General features: G+C 62.3%; 13 protein-coding genes. 9 read left to right on the top strand and 4 right to left on the bottom strand.

Annotated features, from left to right (window positions below; translation table 11 throughout):
* The first annotated feature begins 145 nt into the window (after positions 1–145).
* The 6 genes from coxB to AC0L3L_RS13865 all read left to right on the top strand — a co-directional run bounded on the left by coxB (position 146) and on the right by AC0L3L_RS13865 (position 7,110).
* Positions 146–1,123 (top strand): cytochrome c oxidase subunit II, encoded by a 978-nt coding sequence (gene coxB, locus AC0L3L_RS13890; RefSeq protein ID WP_473637991.1) that lies wholly within the window; start codon positions 146–148, stop codon positions 1,121–1,123.
* Positions 1,120–3,636: a cytochrome c oxidase subunit I gene (gene ctaD, locus AC0L3L_RS13885; RefSeq protein ID WP_473637990.1), complete on the top strand. Its 2,517-nt coding sequence runs from the start codon at positions 1,120–1,122 to the stop codon at positions 3,634–3,636. The genes coxB and ctaD overlap by 4 nt, the downstream gene beginning before the upstream one ends.
* 7 nt (positions 3,637–3,643) lie before the next feature.
* Positions 3,644–4,024, top strand: coding sequence for a hypothetical protein (locus tag AC0L3L_RS13880; RefSeq protein ID WP_192362765.1), 381 nt, complete (start codon positions 3,644–3,646; stop codon positions 4,022–4,024).
* Positions 4,021–4,644, top strand: coding sequence for a cytochrome c oxidase assembly protein (locus tag AC0L3L_RS13875; RefSeq protein ID WP_473637989.1), 624 nt, complete (start codon positions 4,021–4,023; stop codon positions 4,642–4,644). Before AC0L3L_RS13880 ends, AC0L3L_RS13875 begins: the two co-directional genes overlap by 4 nt.
* On the top strand, positions 4,644–5,729 hold the full coding sequence (locus AC0L3L_RS13870) for a c-type cytochrome (RefSeq protein ID WP_473637988.1): 1,086 nt from the start codon (positions 4,644–4,646) through the stop codon (positions 5,727–5,729). The genes AC0L3L_RS13875 and AC0L3L_RS13870 overlap by 1 nt, the downstream gene beginning before the upstream one ends.
* Before the next feature lie 106 nt (positions 5,730–5,835).
* The gene (locus AC0L3L_RS13865; protein ID WP_473638006.1) at positions 5,836–7,110 is read left to right on the top strand and encodes a PQQ-dependent sugar dehydrogenase; all 1,275 of its coding nucleotides are present in this window, start codon (positions 5,836–5,838) and stop codon (positions 7,108–7,110) included.
* 95 nt (positions 7,111–7,205) lie between these two features.
* Here AC0L3L_RS13865 and AC0L3L_RS13860 read toward each other — a convergent pair whose 3' ends face one another.
* From AC0L3L_RS13860 to AC0L3L_RS13850, 3 genes are all read right to left on the bottom strand, one after another.
* A complete protein-coding gene (locus AC0L3L_RS13860; RefSeq protein ID WP_473637986.1) occupies positions 7,206–8,336 on the bottom strand; it encodes a GNAT family N-acetyltransferase in 1,131 nt (376 codons plus the stop codon).
* Positions 8,333–9,328, bottom strand: a complete 996-nt coding sequence (locus AC0L3L_RS13855; RefSeq protein WP_473637985.1) for a sterol desaturase family protein — start codon at positions 9,326–9,328, stop codon at positions 8,333–8,335. The genes AC0L3L_RS13860 and AC0L3L_RS13855 overlap by 4 nt, the downstream gene beginning before the upstream one ends.
* A 245-nt stretch (positions 9,329–9,573) precedes the next feature.
* Positions 9,574–11,475: a heparinase II/III family protein gene (locus tag AC0L3L_RS13850; protein ID WP_473637984.1), complete on the bottom strand. Its 1,902-nt coding sequence runs from the start codon at positions 11,473–11,475 to the stop codon at positions 9,574–9,576.
* Positions 11,476–11,592: 117 nt separating this feature from the next.
* On the opposite strand from AC0L3L_RS13850, the gene AC0L3L_RS13845 reads away from it, so the two are divergent.
* Both AC0L3L_RS13845 and asnB read left to right on the top strand, forming a co-directional pair.
* Positions 11,593–12,834 (top strand): glycoside hydrolase family 5 protein, encoded by a 1,242-nt coding sequence (locus AC0L3L_RS13845; protein WP_473637983.1) that lies wholly within the window; start codon positions 11,593–11,595, stop codon positions 12,832–12,834.
* A gap of 327 nt (positions 12,835–13,161) precedes the next feature.
* Entirely contained in the window at positions 13,162–15,051 is a 1,890-nt protein-coding gene (asnB, locus tag AC0L3L_RS13840) for an asparagine synthase (glutamine-hydrolyzing) (protein WP_473637982.1), read from the top strand.
* Between the two features lie 76 nt (positions 15,052–15,127).
* Here asnB and AC0L3L_RS13835 read toward each other — a convergent pair whose 3' ends face one another.
* Positions 15,128–16,246 (bottom strand): glycosyltransferase family 4 protein, encoded by a 1,119-nt coding sequence (locus AC0L3L_RS13835; protein WP_473637981.1) that lies wholly within the window; start codon positions 16,244–16,246, stop codon positions 15,128–15,130.
* 152 nt (positions 16,247–16,398) lie between these two features.
* Between AC0L3L_RS13835 and AC0L3L_RS13830 the strand changes: the two genes are divergently transcribed.
* Positions 16,399–17,838, top strand: a complete 1,440-nt coding sequence (locus tag AC0L3L_RS13830) for a lipopolysaccharide biosynthesis protein (protein ID WP_473637980.1) — start codon at positions 16,399–16,401, stop codon at positions 17,836–17,838.
* The last annotated feature ends 33 nt before the right edge of the window (positions 17,839–17,871 follow it).

Below are 17,871 nucleotides of genomic sequence, written 5' to 3'. Positions count from 1 at the left end.
GACGGGCAAACGGGGATCGAGCGCAATTGTTTCGTCACACGTTGAAAAATTGCCCAAAGAGCAGCGGCGAATGCAGCTTGGTTCGAAAGCTCAGTTGCCCGGAACCTTCCGCCCCTCTCGCCGGTTTACGGCGGAGGGGTTGGAAATGGGTCAATATTTCAGCCTGTCCGCTGCGTCATTATTGCTCGCGAGCGGCTATGCCGGCGCCCGGTCGGTACTTGAGCCCGCGGGAGCGGAAGCGCAGCAGATAGCCATATTGTTCTGGGTAATGCTAAGCGGCGGCGCCGTCATCTGGCTGGGCGTGGTCGGCCTGCTTCTTCATTCAGCCCTATTCAATCGCCGCAGGCTGGCCGAAAAGTCTGCCAGCAGCATCATCCTTTGGGGCGGCGTGGTCTTCCCGTCGGTCACGCTTTGTGCCCTGCTCGCCTATGCACTGTGGCTGATGCCTGGCCTTCGGCCCTTCGCGCAGGCGAGCTCCGCCGCCCTGCGGATTGAAGTCACCGGCAGGCAGTTCTGGTGGGAAGTTGTCTACCGCCCATCTCAGCGTCCGCCGATCGCTTCCGCCAACGAGATCAGGCTGCCGGTCGGCGAGCGGGTCGAATTGACCCTGAAAAGTGCCGATGTGATCCATTCCTTCTGGATCCCACCGCTCGGCGGCAAGATGGACATGATCCCCGGCCGCACCAACAGGCTTTCGCTCATGGCCACGAAACCCGGTATCTTCCGCGGGCCCTGTACGGAATATTGCGGCACGTCTCACGCGCTGATGGCGTTCTCGGCCGTGGCGATGGAGCCCGAAGCATTCCGGTCCTGGCTCGCCGCCCAGGCAATTCCCGCGGAAGGGGCCGGCGCGAGCGGCGGCGCGCTATTCCTGCGCCATGGCTGCGGGTCGTGCCATTTCGTCGCGGGCACCGATGCGCGCGGCCTGATCGGCCCGGATCTTTCGCATCTCGGTTCCCGCGTTACCGTCGGAGCCGGCATCCTGCCCAACACCGAAGACGCCGTCGCCCGCTTCATCGCCCGGCCCGACCTGATCAAGCCCGGCTCCAGCATGCCGGCCTTCGAGATGTTGCCGCCGGACGACATTCGCGCCATAGCCGCCTGGCTGAGAGGCCTGCAATGAGCGCTGCGATCAAGGAGCGTTCGCGGGAGGAATACAAGGCGCAGGAAGAGCGGCTGCGCGCCGTCTGGGCCAATCCGGCCGGCTGGCGCTACTGGACCTCGGTGAACAATTTCCAGATCGGCCTCTGGTACGGCTCGGCCGCCTTCGCCTTCATGCTGTTCGCCGGCGCGCTCGCGCTGCTGATGCGGCTGCAGCTCGCCGTGCCCGACAACGACTTCCTGTCGGCCGACTTCTTCAACCAGGCGTTCACCCTGCATGGCACGGTGATGATGTTCCTGTTCGCGGTGCCGATCTTCGAGGCGGTCGCGATCTTCCTGCTGCCGCCGATGCTGGGCGCGCGCGAGATGCCGTTCCCGCGCCTCGGGGCGTTCAGTTTTTGGAGCTTTCTCCTCGGCGGTATCTTCGTCTGCGGCTCGATCTTCTTCAATGCGGCGCCGTCGGCAGGCTGGTTCATGTATCCGCCGCTCGCCACCGACAAGCAGCTCTCCGGCATCGGCGCCGATATCTGGCTGCTCGGCCTTTCCTTCATCGAAGTCGCCTCGATCGCGGCCGCCGTCGAACTCATCGTCGGCATCATGAAATGCCGCGCGCCGGGCATGCGCATCAACCTGATGCCGCTCTTCGCCTGGTACCTGCTGATCGTTGCCGGAATGATCCTGTTCGCCTTCCCGCCGCTGATCGCCGGCGACCTCCTTTTCGAGATGGAACGGATGTTCGACTGGCCGTTCTTCGACGCAGCGCGCGGCGGCGACCCGCTGCTGTGGCAGCATCTGTTCTGGATATTCGGCCATCCGGAAGTCTACATCATCTTCCTGCCGGCGATCGCGCTGATGGCGATGATCGTGCCGACTTTTTCCCAGCGTCCGATCGTCGGTTATTCCTGGATCGTGCTCGCGGCAGTGGGGACGGGGTTCCTCTCCTTCGGCCTGTGGGTGCACCATATGTTTGCCACAGGCCTGCCGCAGATCTCGCTGGCCTTCTTCTCGGCGGCCTCCGAGGCGGTGGCGATCCCGACGGGCGTGCAGATCTTCGTCTTCATCGCCACCATGCTGGCCGGCCGGGTGATCTTCTCGACCCCGATGCTGTTCGGCACCGGAGGATTGGCCATCTTCGTCATCGGTGGCCTGACGGGCGTCATGGTGGCGCTCGCACCCTTCGACTGGCAGGCGCACGACACGTATTTTGTCGTCGCGCACCTCCATTATGTGCTGATCGGAGGCATGCTTTTTCCGGTCGTGGCCGGGCTCTATTACTACTATCCGCTGATCGACGCGAAGAAGCTCTCCGACCGTCTCGGGCGGCTCGCCTTCTGGCTGATGTTCTGCGGCTTCAACATCGCCTTCTTTCCGATGCATCTGAGCGGGCTGCGCAGCATGCCCCGGCGCGTCTTCACCTATCCGGCCGAAATCGGCTTGGACTGGCTGAACCTGATCTCGACGGCCGGAGCCTTCATCTTCGCCGCCGGCGTGCTGGTGGTCGTCTTCGACGTGCTCAGGCCGAAGCACAGGGAGCCGCGCGGCGAATTCAACCCATGGAACGCCGGCACGCTGGAATGGATCTCCGAGCCGGAGGAGAACTGGGGCGTCCGCTCGATACCCATCGTTCGCAGCCGCTACCCCCTCTGGGACCAGAAGGATCTTGCGCGCAAGGTCAATGGCGGCCGCTATTACCTGCCCGACGCGGAAGAGGGATGGCGCGAAGGCCTGGTCACCTCCGTGCTCGACGCCGAGCCCATCCAGGTGCTGCGGGTCGGCGGCACGTCCCATGTCACGATCGTCTCGGCCCTCACGCTCGGGGCCGCCTTCATCGCGCTTACCTTCCACTGGTGGATCGCGACGGCGCTGGCCGCAATCACCTGCTTTTGCGCCGTCATCTATTGGCTCTGGACGGGCACCGGAGAAATCCCAGAGAAGCCGGAAAAGGATGTCGGTCTGGGGCTCAGCCTGCCGCTTTATGCCTCCGGCCCCGATTCGGTCGGCTGGTGGGCGATGTTCATCACCATGGTGGGCGACGGCACGGCCTTCGCCAGCCTCGTCTTCGGCTATTTCTTCTACTGGACGATCCATATCGACTTCACCGCGGGGATTGCCGGGCCTGACGCAGCCTGGTCGCTGGCGGCTGCCATCCTGTTCGCTGCAGCGTGGGGATTGATGGTGGCGGCCCGCATGTTCAACAGGCGCGGCGCCACGGCCGCTATGCGCGGCTTGCTGCTGCTGTCCCTGCTGACGACCGTTGCCGCGTCCGCCGCAGGCTTGGCCGCGCCGTGGTCTCGCGGCATGGACCCGACGCGCCACGTCTATCCCGCAATCGTGTGGATCCTCGTGATCTGGGTGCTCGCCCATGCGGCGCTCGGCACGGTCATGCAGGCCTATTGCCTGGCTCGCTCGCTGGCCGGCCGACTGACGCCGAAGCATGACATGGATCTAAGCAATGTGGTGCTCTACTGGCATTTCCTGCTAATTACCGCCGTCATCACCTTTGCCACTATTGGCCTCTTTCCGGCAGCGATGTGAGGCGGCGATGCGGCTCATTCCGAGAGAGATCGAAACGCTCTGGACGCTGTTTACCGCGCCCGTGGTGTGGGTTGCGCATTTCCTCGTTTGCTACATAGGCGCGGCGATCTATTGCGCTAAGCCCGAGCTTGTCGGGCTGAGTTTCAGCGCTGTGCGCGCGGGCATCGCCGCCGCCACTGTGATCGCCCTTTCACTCATCGCGCTGTCCGCATGGCTCGCTTGGCGGCAATGGGGCTTCGGCACCGACGATCCGCCGCATGACGATCCGACGAGGCGGGACCGGACCCTGTTCCAGGGTTTTGCGACGCTGCTGCTCTCGGGTCTCAGCTTCATCGCCGTGATCTTCACCGCGATGCCCGCGTTGTTCCTGACGGAGTGTATCCGGTGAGACGCGCATGCCTCATCCTCGGTCTCTTTGTCCTTGCCCTGGTCTGGCTCGGACCGCTGCTCGACGCCTGGCAGGATTCGTTTTCGGCGCACATGCTGGCGCATATGGGAGTGGTGGCGATCGCTGCGCCGCTGATGGCGATTGGGATCCCGCTCGGCCCGACACCAGATGCAAGCCGGGCGTTCACCCTCGCCCTTCCCGCCTCCCTCGTCGAACTCATCGTCGTCTGGTCCTGGCACGCGCCGGCCTTGCGGACGCTGGCGGAAAGCTCGCTGTTTGCGACCGCCATCGAGCAGGCCACGTTCCTCGCCGCCGGGCTGTTCTTGTGGCTGACCTGCCTGCCGCGCCGCGACTCGGATACCGCAGGCAATGCCGCCGGCGCTTTCGCCCTGCTTCTCACGTCCATCCATATGACCTTGCTCGGCGCGCTGCTGGCGCTGACCCCAAGGCCGCTTTATGGGACAGGCGAGGTAAGCTGCCTCGGCGTCGCGCTTTCCGCGCAGCAGGATCAGGAGCTTGGCGGCGTAGTCATGCTTGTGGTCGGCGCCGCGGTCTATCTGGCCGGCGGTGTGACGCTTTTTGCGCGCATGCTCGCCGCCCCGCCGCGAAAGGCGGTCTGATGCATATCAGCTGGAAGAAGCTCGCCATCGCGCTTGCCATTCTGCCCTTTGTCGTGGTGCTGGCGGCCTGGATCGGCTTTTTCAATGTCGGTGCCTCAAGCGGCCATTGGAAGATCACGGAATGGTTTCTCCATTTCGCCATGCGATCGGCTGTGCGCACCTATGCCCTGGCGGTCGATGTTCCGGAAGCTTTGCCGCGCCATGCGGTCCAGCCGGCCGCCGGGCATTTCGCGCGCGGCTGCGCCATCTGTCACGGTGCGCCGGGCGAACCGCGATCTCCTGTCGTCATGAGGATGCTGCCGCAGCCGCCTGACCTTGCCGGGACCGTCGGCGAATGGTCCGACGCGGAGCTTTTCCGCATCGTCAAGCACGGCGTGCGCTTTACCGGCATGCCGGCTTGGCCGACTCAGGAACGCGACGACGAGGTCTGGGCGATGGTCGCCTTCCTACGCGAACTGCCGTCGATGGACGAAGCCATCTATCGTGATCTCGCCTATGGAGAAAGGCTTGCGCCTCCTGCAGGCGCAGCCGGAGCCCTCAGGCAGGCGCTCGCGGATTGCGCCCGCTGCCACGGTGCGGACGGGCTCGGGCGCGCTCCCGCGATACCCGTTCTCGCCGGGCAGAGCGAGGCCTATCTCCTTGAAAGCCTGCGTGCCTATGCCGAGGGAGGCCGGGCAAGCGGGTTGATGAGCCTGCCCGCAACTGAGGCAAAGCCTCAGTTCTGGCCGGACCTGGCCAAGCATTTCGCCGCCCTGCCGACGATGCACCCCGGCGTCGGGGGCGATCCCGCACTTGTGCGGCGCGGCAGGGAAATCGCCGAGAAAGGGGTGAAGGACGCCGGCGTGCCTGCCTGTCTCGGCTGTCACCGGAGACACGACCGCAGCCCGCTCTATCCCTCCATTGCCGGCCAGCCGGAGCGCTATATCGAGGCGCAGCTTGGGCTGTTCAGGGCGGGAAAGCGTGGCGGAACGCGCTTCGGCCATCTCATGGCCAATGCCGCGAAGGGCCTGACAGACGACGACGTCCGTGCGCTTGCGGCCTACTTCTCCCTATCGGCCGCTCCGTCCGCAACCGGAACGCGATAAGCGCGTTTGCGTTCATTCGACCTTCCGAGGTCTGGTGAAAAACTTGCTTACCGCCCTTCTCGTGCTGATCATTCTTCTTGTCGTCGCCGGCGGGGCCGTCTTCTTCCTGTCCCGCGAAGAGGCGACAGTTCCGATCGCGGAGACCTATGGCCCCAACCCGACCCTGCCGGACCCCAATCCGACCTGGCTGCCGACCGTCCATGTCGCCAAGGCCAGGCCGTGGCCGCAGGGCACGAAGCCGACGGCGGCCCAGGGATTTGCGGTCAACGAGTTTGCCGGCGGGCTCGACCATCCGCGCTGGCTGTACGTGCTGCCAAACGGCGACGTGCTGGTGGCCGAGAGCAATGCGCCGCCCAAGCCGGACGAGGGCTTCAGCATACGCCGCTTCTTCGTAGATTTCTTCCAGAGTCAGGCCGGCGCGGGAACGCATAGCGCCAATCGCATTTCGCTGCTGCGCGATCAGGATGGCGACGGGGTGGCTGAAACCAAAACCGCCTTTCTCACAGGGCTGTTCTCGCCATTCGGCATGACCCTGCTCAACGGCAAGCTCTATGTCGCCAACGCCAATGCAATTGTGGCCTTTCCCTACCAGGAGGGCGCGACCGAGGTCACCGCACCGGCGGAGAAGATCGTCGACCTGCCTGCGGGGAGGAACCACCACTGGACCAAGGACGTGACCGCCTCGCAGGACGGGACAAAGCTCTATGCGACGGTCGGATCCAATTCCAATGTCGGCGAGAACGGCTTGGAGGAAGAGGAGAACCGCGCCGCCGTGCTGGAAATCGATCTCGCCTCGAAACAGACGCGTCTCTTCGCCTCCGGGCTGCGCAATCCGAACGGCCTGTCCTGGAATCCGGAAAGCGGCGAGCTCTGGGTCGCCGTCAATGAGCGTGACGAGATCGGCAGCGATCTCGTGCCGGACTACATGACTTCGGTGCGGGATGGCGGCTTCTACGGCTGGCCCTACGGCTATTTTGGCCAGCATGTCGACGATCGCGTCGAGCCGCAGCGGCCCGACCTCGTCGCCGAGGCGATCAAGCCGGACTATGCGCTCGGGGCGCACACGGCTTCATTGGGCCTGACCTTCAACACGGGCGACCTGTTCGGTCCTCAATACAGGAATGGCGCCTTCGTCGGGCAGCATGGCTCGTGGAACCGCAAGCCGCACAGCGGCTACAAGGTGATTTTCGTACCGTTTACCGGCGGCAGGCCCTCCGGTCCGCCTCAAGACATCCTCACCGGCTTCCTCAGCGAGGACAACAAGGCTTTTGGCCGTCCTGTGGGGGTGGCGATAGACCGGAGCGGCGCCCTGCTGGTGGCGGATGACGTCGGCAACAAGGTCTGGCGGGCTGTTCCATCTCAGACACAATCGACACTTTGAGCGGTTGGTGCTGCCGGCGACCCGATGAGGAAGCGATAGGACACCGCTTGCCATTGCCTGTCGGACACGGTGTTCCGGCGCCGATCAAGCCGAAATCAAGATGTCGGCACCGGTCCGCGCCCGCGTACGTGCCGGACCCTCTGACGCATACGATCGGCAAGGGAAGCGATCGAGCCTTGCGCCGTACGCGCCCCAAGAACGGATTGCAGGACGACACCCTGCGTTGCGAATTTGTGCTTGAACGACTCTGCGCCGCACAGGAAATCGACCGTGCCCAGGCCGTGATCGATCGACCACTGTATGTAGTCCATCATCAGGATCATGCCGGGCGACGCCTGGCTGAAATCCGGATCGAAAGTGGTCACGAACGCCATCATGGTGTGGTGCTGGACGAAGTTGATGGAGACCGCGACCATCGCGCCATCGCATTCAAGTACGAAAATGCGCAGCACGCCGGCGCGCGCCAGCGCCTCGACGAGTGCCGCGAGCACTGGCGCTCCCTCTTCAAAAAGTTGGGATTCACGCTTGCGCTCCACCAGCCATCTGCGCTTCAGGGCAGAGAGCCGGTCTAGTACCGGCTGCAATGGCTCGTCTGGCGCAAGCAGGCGAAATTTTATTTTCCCCGCTTCTTCCAACGTCTTGACGCCGCGCCGATAGTTCTGCCGCGTCTTTTTCGATTGCTCCGCGAACCACGCGGCTCCGCTCTGCCACTGTCCAGCCACGCGATAACTGACTTCCTCTCTGTGATTGGGGCGAAGCCTGATCCCGCCGGAGGTATCCGGAGTGAAAATTTTGCGAACCGCCGCACCCGGCAAGAGATGATTGAGAAAGGCAATATCGAAGCCACCGGCGTCACAGATCTGGGCCCATACGTCCTGCAGGGCCGATAACGAGCATTCCGGAGCAACGAGGATATCCCCGTAATCGGTATAGCTGCTGGCCGCCCATTCGAGAAACCGCAGCCCTTTGCGCTTGCCGATCGTCAGGGGAACGACGGCAACCAGCCTGTCACCGTTCCAGACCAGGCCGATCCGCAGTGCGCGCTGGTCACGGTCCGCCACGGTACTCCACCATGCCGAAATCCAGGCATGACTCTGAAAGATCAGCCCGTCGGTGCGATGCCAAAGATGCATCCAATCGGCTTCGATCGCAGCCAGGCGATCCGCCGAACGGACAACTTCCAGGCGCTCTGCGCTCGAAGCGTCAATCGAAACAATGGTGTTCATGAAGGGGAACGATCCTGTGGCTGAGCGATGACATCGGGACGCCTCGGGAACAGTCGGACGACATGCCCTCCCATCTTCTTGAGCGGCAGGATGTAAAGCCCAAAGAGCGACTGATAGTCGCGCACATCGCGATCTATCAGGCCAAATTTGAGGTCTTCATCCGGATCCGGGACAAACTGCGTCCCGAAGAGGCGATCCCAGAACGAAAACAGCAGGCCAAAATTTTTGTCGTAGTGGCGAGGGTCGATGCTGTGGTGCACCTGGTGCCAGTGCGGACACAAGATGATGCTGTTCAGCGGGCCGAAGGAAATCTTGAAATGGGTATGGCGAACGAAGTCCATCATCAGGATGTTACGGATGACATAGACGTTGATGCCGAAGATAGCGATCTCTACTGGATCGAGCGCGATCAGGCTCCAGATGCCGAAGCAGATCCCCGGGATGACGCCATCCCAGATACGGTTCATCAGGTCGTCCAGCGGATGAACTCGATCCTTGGTGATTCCCACCATCACCTCGGCCGAATGATGCACTTTGTGCAATTCCCACAGGAACGGGAAGTGGTGCTGGGCGACATGGTAGAGATAGTACGAAATATCGTAGGCGATCAGCATGGTTGCGGTGAAGATGACGATCGTCACCGGTCCGGCCGGGCCGTCGATGAGAGGCGCCTGGATATCAAAGAGCCAGCCGATTGCCTGGTGTGTCCCATAGCCCACGGCGGCAACGAAGGTGACGCCGGCAGGGATGAGCAGGAAAGGCATTATCGCCCGTTTGGTGACCCAAAATAGAACATCCACTCGCGCCGACGGGTGCAGGATGACTTCCGCCGGGAAAGCGAAATCGAAAAAGTCCCTGAGGGATTTATGCTCGACGGTTCGCCAGTAAGCAATGACCGCGCTGCCCAGTGCTGTGAAAAAAAGCAGGCCGAGCGTCAGCAGATTGACGTTCGCAAGCTTTTCCACAATCAATCTGGCGAATTCAGAAAACATCGGTGCAGTGGCTCCTGGGCCGTGAGATGGCGATCCGGCGAATTGCGAAGCAAAAAACTTGCCAAATCCACTGCATGTTGCCCGCAACCAGGTGGCTATTGCGGCTGCAACGAGCAAAGCACGCCGGATTTGTGCCAGAACTAGCAGATCAACCGTAACAAAACGCTAAATGCCCTGATGTAATTAATCTCGAATACGGCCGGAACACCGGATAGGCCGCTCTGCAGCGGCGCCGGGCGCTGTCTTTACGACGGGGGGATTGCCGCCAGGTGGATCTTAATTCCGTCTTCGCCCACTTCGCCGTGCCAGGCGATGCGTTCGGCTGGCTGCCTGGCGCCAAAACGCGGTGAAACCCAGCCGCCTTGCCCCGGTGCGTCGCCGCCGGCGCGGATCTCGACCGCAGCGTCCGGAAAGCGAATGGCCATCAGCGGCTCATCGCCGCGCAGCACCATGATCGTGCTTCCGTCCCGGTTGGTGCCGAGGCCGGCTGCGAGTTGAAAGACGACCTCGGCCACGCGCCTGCCGCCGAGTAGTTGGTCGGTCACGACGATCCCGTCGGCCTGGTGCATCACGGTGCGCTGATGCACAACGCCGAAGCGGCTTCTATACCCGTCATGCTGGGCGCGCAGCCTCCAGTGCGTTCCCGGCTCGCTCTCTACCAATGCCGCAGCCGCCTTGTGCGACCAGTTGAACATCCCGGCGATGATGCTTTGGCTTTTGCCCTCGATATTCAGCGTGTTATGCGCCGGTGTAGAGCGGAGCCAGTCGCGCCAGACGCCCCCCGAACCGTAGAGCCAGGTGCCGGGGTCGACCAGCACCGGCTCGCCATCGACGCACAAGGTGAGCGACAGCGCGTCGGCATGGCCGTGAGCCGCTATCGAGAGATAGCCGAGCGGGCCGTGGTCGAATGTCAGATCGATGCTGCGGCCGTTCATCTCACCGCGCCAGACGGAGAGCCCGCCTTGCGTGAACGTTTGCAGCCCATGCGACGCCGGTGCCGGTTCCGACGGCGTGCCAAAGAAAAGCGCACGAAAATCGTCTGGCGCCGCCGCGTTGCCCGGCATCCATAGAAAGCCAAGGATGGCGGCGGCGACGGATCGGACATAGTCCGGCTCATCCCCGAGCGTCAGCACGCGACCTTCATCGTTGTCGCCAAAGCCGGCGGCTGGTGGGAGCCAGGCGACGAAGTTGGCAAATGCGGCCAGACGCGCTTCGACGGGCGAGGGAAATGGCGTTCCGGCCTGGCGTGCCGCAGCGGCGCACAGCAAGATGAGTTCGACGGTGAAGGCCGCATATGTCGGGGTCTGCTCGGCACCGGCGCCATCGGCGAGAATCTGCTTGCGCGCCTCAGCCAGGAGGGCCCCGCGTGCAGCGTCGGGTGCGGTCCCCAACGCCAGGCCGACCAAATACTCGCCAGCCAGTTCTGCGACGAGATGGTTGTTGGCGGAGGAAAATCGAGAAGGGAACCGTGGCAGCCAATAGGCGCTTGCCGCCAGTATTTCACCCACTTGCTGCCGTGTCGCCGCGCCCAGTCGGTCGCCGACGAGGTCCATGGTGACAATCAGGCTGATGGCTCGCAGCGCTACTTCGATGCCGGAGGCCCAGCCAACCCCTCGAAACGGCGGATTGGCTGAATGCCAGCTGCCGATCGCCGCCTCTATGGCCATCCGGGACCGGTCGTCGCCGGCGAGAAGCAGGTGGGCGGCCAGTGGCGGCAGCTGCTGCAGCCGGTTGATCTCCCAAACGTATTTTACATCGCCGCGGCCGCCGCCATGGCGAAAATCGATATCGAAAGTATAGGTCTCGGGGCCCGGCCAAAGCCTGCCGGTCACCGGATCAAGGCGCCAAAGCTCGGGAGGAAACAGCCGATCGCTGTCGCGCCGTGGCCATGTCCGCCCAAGTGCGGAAAACTGGCCCGCAAGCGTGTTTTGCGCCGCCGCCGCTATGGCTTGCCGTTGTGCCGGTATCGCAGCCAGCGCGGCATCGCGCAATCCATGCAGCACCGGGTGCAACTGGGGCGAAGCAAAGCGCTCCCAGCCATCGTCTTGACGGCGCGAAGCGATCCTTCGACGCTGCTCGCCCAGCCGGTGCAACACCTCAGCCAGCTCCATGCTGCGCAACCGGTTGATGTACCAGCCGATTCTCATACGCGCTCCGCCAAGGTTTCGATTCTTATATACCATGCTGTCGAAAAGCCCTGCGACGGCAATCCTCCTTTTCCGATCCTGCGGTTAATATCTCCGACCATGAGACGGAGAGTGGCGATGAGAAGGATGGCGTGTGTTGCAGCGTGGGTGCTCGGCATGGCGATAGCCGCCAACGCTGCGCCGATCCCGCTCCAGCGCGGCGTCGGCGTGCATGAATGGCTGAACTGGTCGTCGGTAGACGACGATGGATCCTACCGTTGGCCGCCCTATCGCAGCGAGGAGGAGTGGCGCGCTGGACATAGGCCGCTCACCGATTGGCCCGGCGGCGACGCGTTTGCGCGCATTCGATCGATGGGCTTCGACTTCGTCCGGCTGAGCGTCGACCCCGGCCCTCTGCTTGCCAGCGAGGGCGCCAAACGGCAGCAGGCGTTGGACATACTTGCCGCCGCGGTCGAGCGGGTCACGTCGGCCGGCCTCAAGGTGGTTTTCGACCTGCACGGCGTCACCCAGGTTCCGGCCTACAGCATGGAGATGATCTATGACGGTGCCGACAGCGAGGGCGTTGCCAGCTATCGCGAAATGGTTGTGGCGGTCGCCACCATGCTGGTCAAGGTTGGCACCGACAAGGTAGCCCTCGAGCCTTATAACGAGCCGGCGTATTACCCTTGTGATTCGAGCGGGAGCAATGACTGGCAGCGGATCATGGCAGACACGGTCCGCGATATTCGCGCAGTCAGCAGCGAACTCACCATCGTCGCAACAGGCGCCTGTGGCGGCAGCATTGCCGGACTGGTCAATCTCACCCCGGGGTTTGACGATCCGAACCTCTACTACAGCTTCCACATGTATGAGCCGCACAGTTTCACGCACCAGCGGCCCGACGGGACAGGTGCCTTCGCCTCGGGCCTGCCCTGGCCGGCCGACAGCAGCACGCCCGAAAAGGTGACCGAAACCCTTAAGGCGCAGATGGACGCGGCCGGCTTGAGCCCGGTCGAACAGGTGATGAACATGGTCGCGGCGCGTGAAGCAATCACCCGATATTTCGAGCACAATTGGGGCCCGAGCCAACTCGAAGCGAGCTTCCGTCAGGCGGTCGACTGGGCCGAGGCGCAGGGCATCCCAAGCCGGCGGCTCTTCATGGGCGAATTCGGCGCCATCCTCATGTCTTCGGACGGCCGAATGGGCGCGTTCGACGCTGACCGTCTGCGCTATCTCACGGCGGTGCGCCAGCTGGCGGAACGCTTCGCGATACCATGGTCTGTCTGGGAATTCTCTAATCCCTATGGAATGACCGTCATCCGGCCCGAAGGACCTGCGGTCCCGGACCAGGAGATGTTGCGGGCACTGGGCCTGCCATAGGTGCCATTACCCTCTGCGGGTAGGCAGCCGGGCGGCAACGCCACCTGTCCCCGCCGCATTGGATCGAGATCGGTCTGCCTTCGTTAAATGGCCCGTCTAGCCAGCATTCTCGCTGGCTATCAATCAAGCGACGGCAGGAGCTACGGTCTGCGGCCGCAACGGTCGGTGGTACTTAAATAAGGCCGGCAGAGTCTGATCGAACCGATCAACCTCTGCCTTGAATCACCTTGGCGGCTTTTTCCTCGCGATCCGGTTTCGTCGGCAACCAAGTGTTTAATACATTCGTCGTAAATAGCGGCGCCAATACGCGCGCCCAGGGAAGAGATAATGTGTGGAATTGCCGGCTGGATCGGGCCGAGGGTCGAGAATCCACAAGATCGGGCCGCCGGAATGTCCAACGCATTGCGGCATCGTGGTCCCGATGCCGAAGGCACCGAGTTCTTGGACTTGAACACCGGCGAGAACCAATTGGCATTGGTGCATCGCCGGCTGGCGATTATTGACCTAAACGCCGAATCAAATCAGCCGATGCATATCGACGACGGCCGTCTCAGAATTATTTTCAACGGCGAAATATACAACTATATCGAGTTGCGCCAGGAACTGATCGGCCTCGGTCACCAATTTCGAACGCGCTCCGATACCGAGGTGCTGCTCAGAGCTTATGATCAGTGGCACTTGTCCATGTTTGACCGATTGAGCGGCATGTTCGCCTTTGCGCTCTGGGATGCTCAGAGGCACGAATTGATCCTCGGCCGGGATCCCTTCGGCAAAAAGCCACTTTACCTCATGCAAAGCAAGAAATTGCTGTCCTTTGCCTCAGAGATCAATGCGTTGCTGTCATCGCAGGCAAATGCGCAGCAGCTCGATCTGGACGCCGTGCACGAGTATCTGCGCTGGCGTTACGTGCCTGGACCACGCACGCTTTTTAAACAGATCCGCAAACTTAACCCCGGAAGCTATGCCGTTTGGTCGCAAGGGACAGTGACGGAAACGCGCTATTATACGCCTCCAGATCAAACGGAGCTGACCGAGGATATCGACGACGAAACCGCCAAGCGACGATTCCTGGAACTGTTCGACCATTCCGTCGAAATCAGAATGCGCAGCGATGCACCCTTTGGCGCCTTTCTCTCCGGAGGCCTCGACTCGTCAGCAATCGTCGCCCTTATGACCAAGCACAGCGACAAGCCCATTCGTACATTTTCGGTCGGATTCAGCGAACCGGCTTATAGCGAACTCCCATTCGCCCGACGCGTCGCCGACCATTTCAAGACTGATCATTGCGACCTGGTCATTGAAGCGGACGACCTGATTGACCACCTGCCCAAGTTGATTCGCCATCTGGGGGCGCCGGTTTCACAAAGTTCGGATATTCCAATTTACCTGATGTCGGAGCGAGCCTCGCAGGACGTCAAGATGGTGCTCACAGGGGAAGGGGCAGACGAGGTCCTCGGCGGGTATCCCAAACATCGCGCAGAGTCGCTGGCTGGAATCTACCGGTCGCTCGTTCCAGTCTTGCTCCACGACAACCTCCTCGCCCCTTTGATCCGCGCTATGCCTGGCGCATCGGCCAAGTTCGATACATTTGCCCGAAGCGCGGGCGAAAGGGACTTTGCCACCCGGATGATCTCCTGGTTTGGAGCCATGACGGCGCGGCAACACGGTCGCCTCACCGGTGCGCCGGCCAATTGCCGCAATCAGCGTAACAACCTCCCGTTCTCCTCAAGCGCGAAGGCATCCCATCTTCGCCGGGCGCTGTTTTTCGATCAGACATCGTGGTTGCCCGACAATCTCTTGGAACGAGGCGACCGGATGATGATGGCCGGTTCAATCGAAGGAAGAATGCCGTTCCTCGATCGCGATCTGGTTGCGTTCGTCAGCAAATTGCCGGATCGCTACAAGGTGGGTTGGCGGATGGGTAAGCTGATCTTGCGCAACAGCATGGCCAACATGCTTCCTGAGGAAATTCTCAACCGCCGCAAGATCGGGTTCAAGGTGCCCGTCGCCGAATGGTTCCGCGGGTCGATGAGGAACTACGTGCACGACCATCTTTGCTCCTCTCATTCCGTCATTCGCAGCTATTTGAGCGCGAAATACCTTGATCAAATCGTCTCGGAGCACACCAAGGGCGCCGCAGACCACGAAAAGCTGATATGGGCGCTGTTGAATTTGGAGATATTCCATCGCGAGTTCGAGCTTGGGGCGCCGCAGTGACGCCAATGGGATCGGATGTCGCACTCGACCTACAGCTGCTCGTCGTAACCTCAGCGTCCGCGTTTACAGGACAGCGTCAGCGCTTGACCGATTGAGCCTTTAACGCGACCGACCTCCAGACGTCGCAGATCGCGCCGACAAATGGTGCGAGCTCAAGCCGTTCCCGATGCACGGCCATCGCGGCAGCACCAAGCCTGGCTCTCAATGCCGGATTCTCGACCAGCCGTGTCAGCGCCTCGGTCAACGCCGCAACATCGCCGGGCGGCACCAGCAACCCGGATTGCTCGTTGGTGATGATGTCCTCCACGGCGCCGACAGGCGTCGTCACTACCGCGAGACCTGCAGCCATGCCTTCGATGACCGAGACGGGCAGGTTTTCGGCAAAGGAGGGCAGCACCAGAATGTCCGCCGAAGCGATCAGCGAAGCGACCTCGTCGGGCCCGACCCAGCCAGGAAGGGCAACGCGCTCGGCAAGGCCCAGTTCGGCCGTTCTCATCCGTGCCGCCTCGACGTCGCCATCGCCGGCGATCGTGGCGCGCCAACCCTCGATGGGTTTCATGCGGTGTAGCGCATCGATCAATTGCGGCACGCCCTTGCGGTCGCCGATGCGGCCAAGGAACAGGATATGGACATGGTCGCCGCCACCGACATGCGCCAAGGAGGGAACCGCCGTGGCGTTGGGAATGATGACAATATTTCCGGCCGCCCTCGGTGCCCGGCTGGCGACGAAGTCGCGCCAAAGCCCGCCTAAGACGATCACCCGACCGGCACGCTCGAACAGAGCCTCGATGCGGCGGCTCATGAAACTGCGATCGTCCTTCCAGAATGTCTCATACTGCGCCCCGTGCAGATGCAGGACATAGGGTATCGACAGCAGCCGTGCGCAGGCGGCGATCACCAACTTGCGATAGGTGCTGCCGGAGACCGATATATTGATGTGGATGACATCGGCGCGCTTGGCCAAACGCGCCGTGAGCATCCGCAAGCAAAAGTCCAACATATAGAAGATCGAAAATCCGACATGCCCAGGGCCGCGGCTGGCAAGGAAGCGCACATCGATGTCGGCGATCTCCTGCCGCTCGAACTCCTGCTTCAGCGCCCCCATGATGCGGTCGATGCCTCCCTGCCCCGAAACGCCCGAAGGCGTCGCGACAAGCACATGGACTTTTCGATTGTGAACCAGACGCTGCAACATGAGCCCATTTCAGAACGACAAGGCAAAGGTTTCAAATAGGTCTACGACGAATCCGTTAGTTCAAACTGAATCTGTTCACCCTTTGCCGTCATCGCACTGGATTTTCCGCCGGTCGACGGTTAATCGAAGATGAATTTCCCGGGGACAACCCTTTGCTGCTCCGCTCCACGCTCATCTATGCCCCGGCGATCCTGCTGACGCGGATTTCCGCGCTGCTCCTGCTGGTCATCGTGACGCGGTTGATCGATCAGACCGAGTATGGCCTGCTGACCCTGGTGGTGACCGTCGGCGAAATGACCGACATTGCCGTCACCAACTGGCTGCGCATCGCTTTGCTCAGGCTTGGCGGCAAAGGCGACGTCAGCCGCGGCAGCCTGATGCTGGCCGGGCGGGTGTTGCTTGCCAGCACCGCACTGGCGCTGATTATATCCGTGGTCGCCTCCGCAGTGATCGTGCCGGAGCGCTGGGTCGGGTTCGCGATCGCCGTCTGCAGCTACCTGATCGCCGGCTCCATCGGCCGCTTCGCGCTGACGGTGCTGCAGATGCAGCAGCGTCATTCGGTCTATTCGATGCTCGAGTTCCTGCGCGCCGTGCTGCAACTCGCGCTGCCGATCGGCGCCATCGTCATGTTTCAAGACTCCTTTCTGACGGTATCGCTCGGCTCGAGCCTCGGCGTTTTAATCGCCGGAATCGTGGCGGGCCTAATGGCATCCCGACGCGTCGTTGCCGGTCCGCCACGCTTCACCCAAAAGGAGTTCTTCGTCCTCGGTGTGCCCCTGGTCATCATGGCGCTGGTAGGCTTCGGCCTGCACAGCGCCGAGCGTGTGTTCCTCAAGATCTACTACGATGCCGGCGCAGTGGCGATCTTCGCGGCCGCCTACGCACTGGCCCGCCAGCCCATCGATATGGTCGCCAACTCCATCAACATGGGCGCCTTTCCCGAGGTGGTCAGCCGGTTCGACGACGACGGGCCTGCGGCGTCGGGCCGGCTGCTGTCGCAATTGATGGCCTTGATGATCCGCCTTTGCCTGCCGGTTGCGGCAATGCTGGTCGCACTCAGCAGCGATATCACGCAACTCCTGCTGCCCTCCGAATATCACGGTCGTTTCGGCCTGCTCTTTCCGATCATCGCCTTCAGCGTGCTGTGTGCCAATCTCGCGAGCTTCGTCTATGGCACCGTGGTGCATGCGCACAAGCGTCCGTGGCTGCTGATCATCGCCAATTCCTTCGGCTCGGTGGCGACAATCGCACTGTCCGTGCTGTTGATCCCTCCAATGGCGGAGGTCGGCGCTGCTTTAGCGCTGGCGGGCGGATCGCTGGCAGGCCTTTTAGCCTGCATCATCATCAGCGAACGGCTCACGCCGGTGCCGGTGCCATGGCGCGACATCGGCGTTTCGGTCGCCATCTCGCTCAGCACGGGGCTGGCCGCCAGCCTTGCCAGCGCTCTGCTCGGTGATATGCCGGCCATCTTCTCGCTCGTCGCCGGCGGCACCGCTGGCGCAGTGGTTTTCTTCGGGCTGACCTGGCTGTTCTACCCTGCCGCCGCGATGCAATTCGTAGCCAAGCTGAGGGCGCGGCTACGGCTCGCATAGACCCGCGATGGCATTTTGAATTTGCCGTTCGGA

This window comes from Mesorhizobium sp. WSM4849 (genome assembly GCF_055811385.1).
Note: the sequence above shows the minus strand (reverse complement) of the source record. Positions and strands in the feature narration are given on the sequence as shown.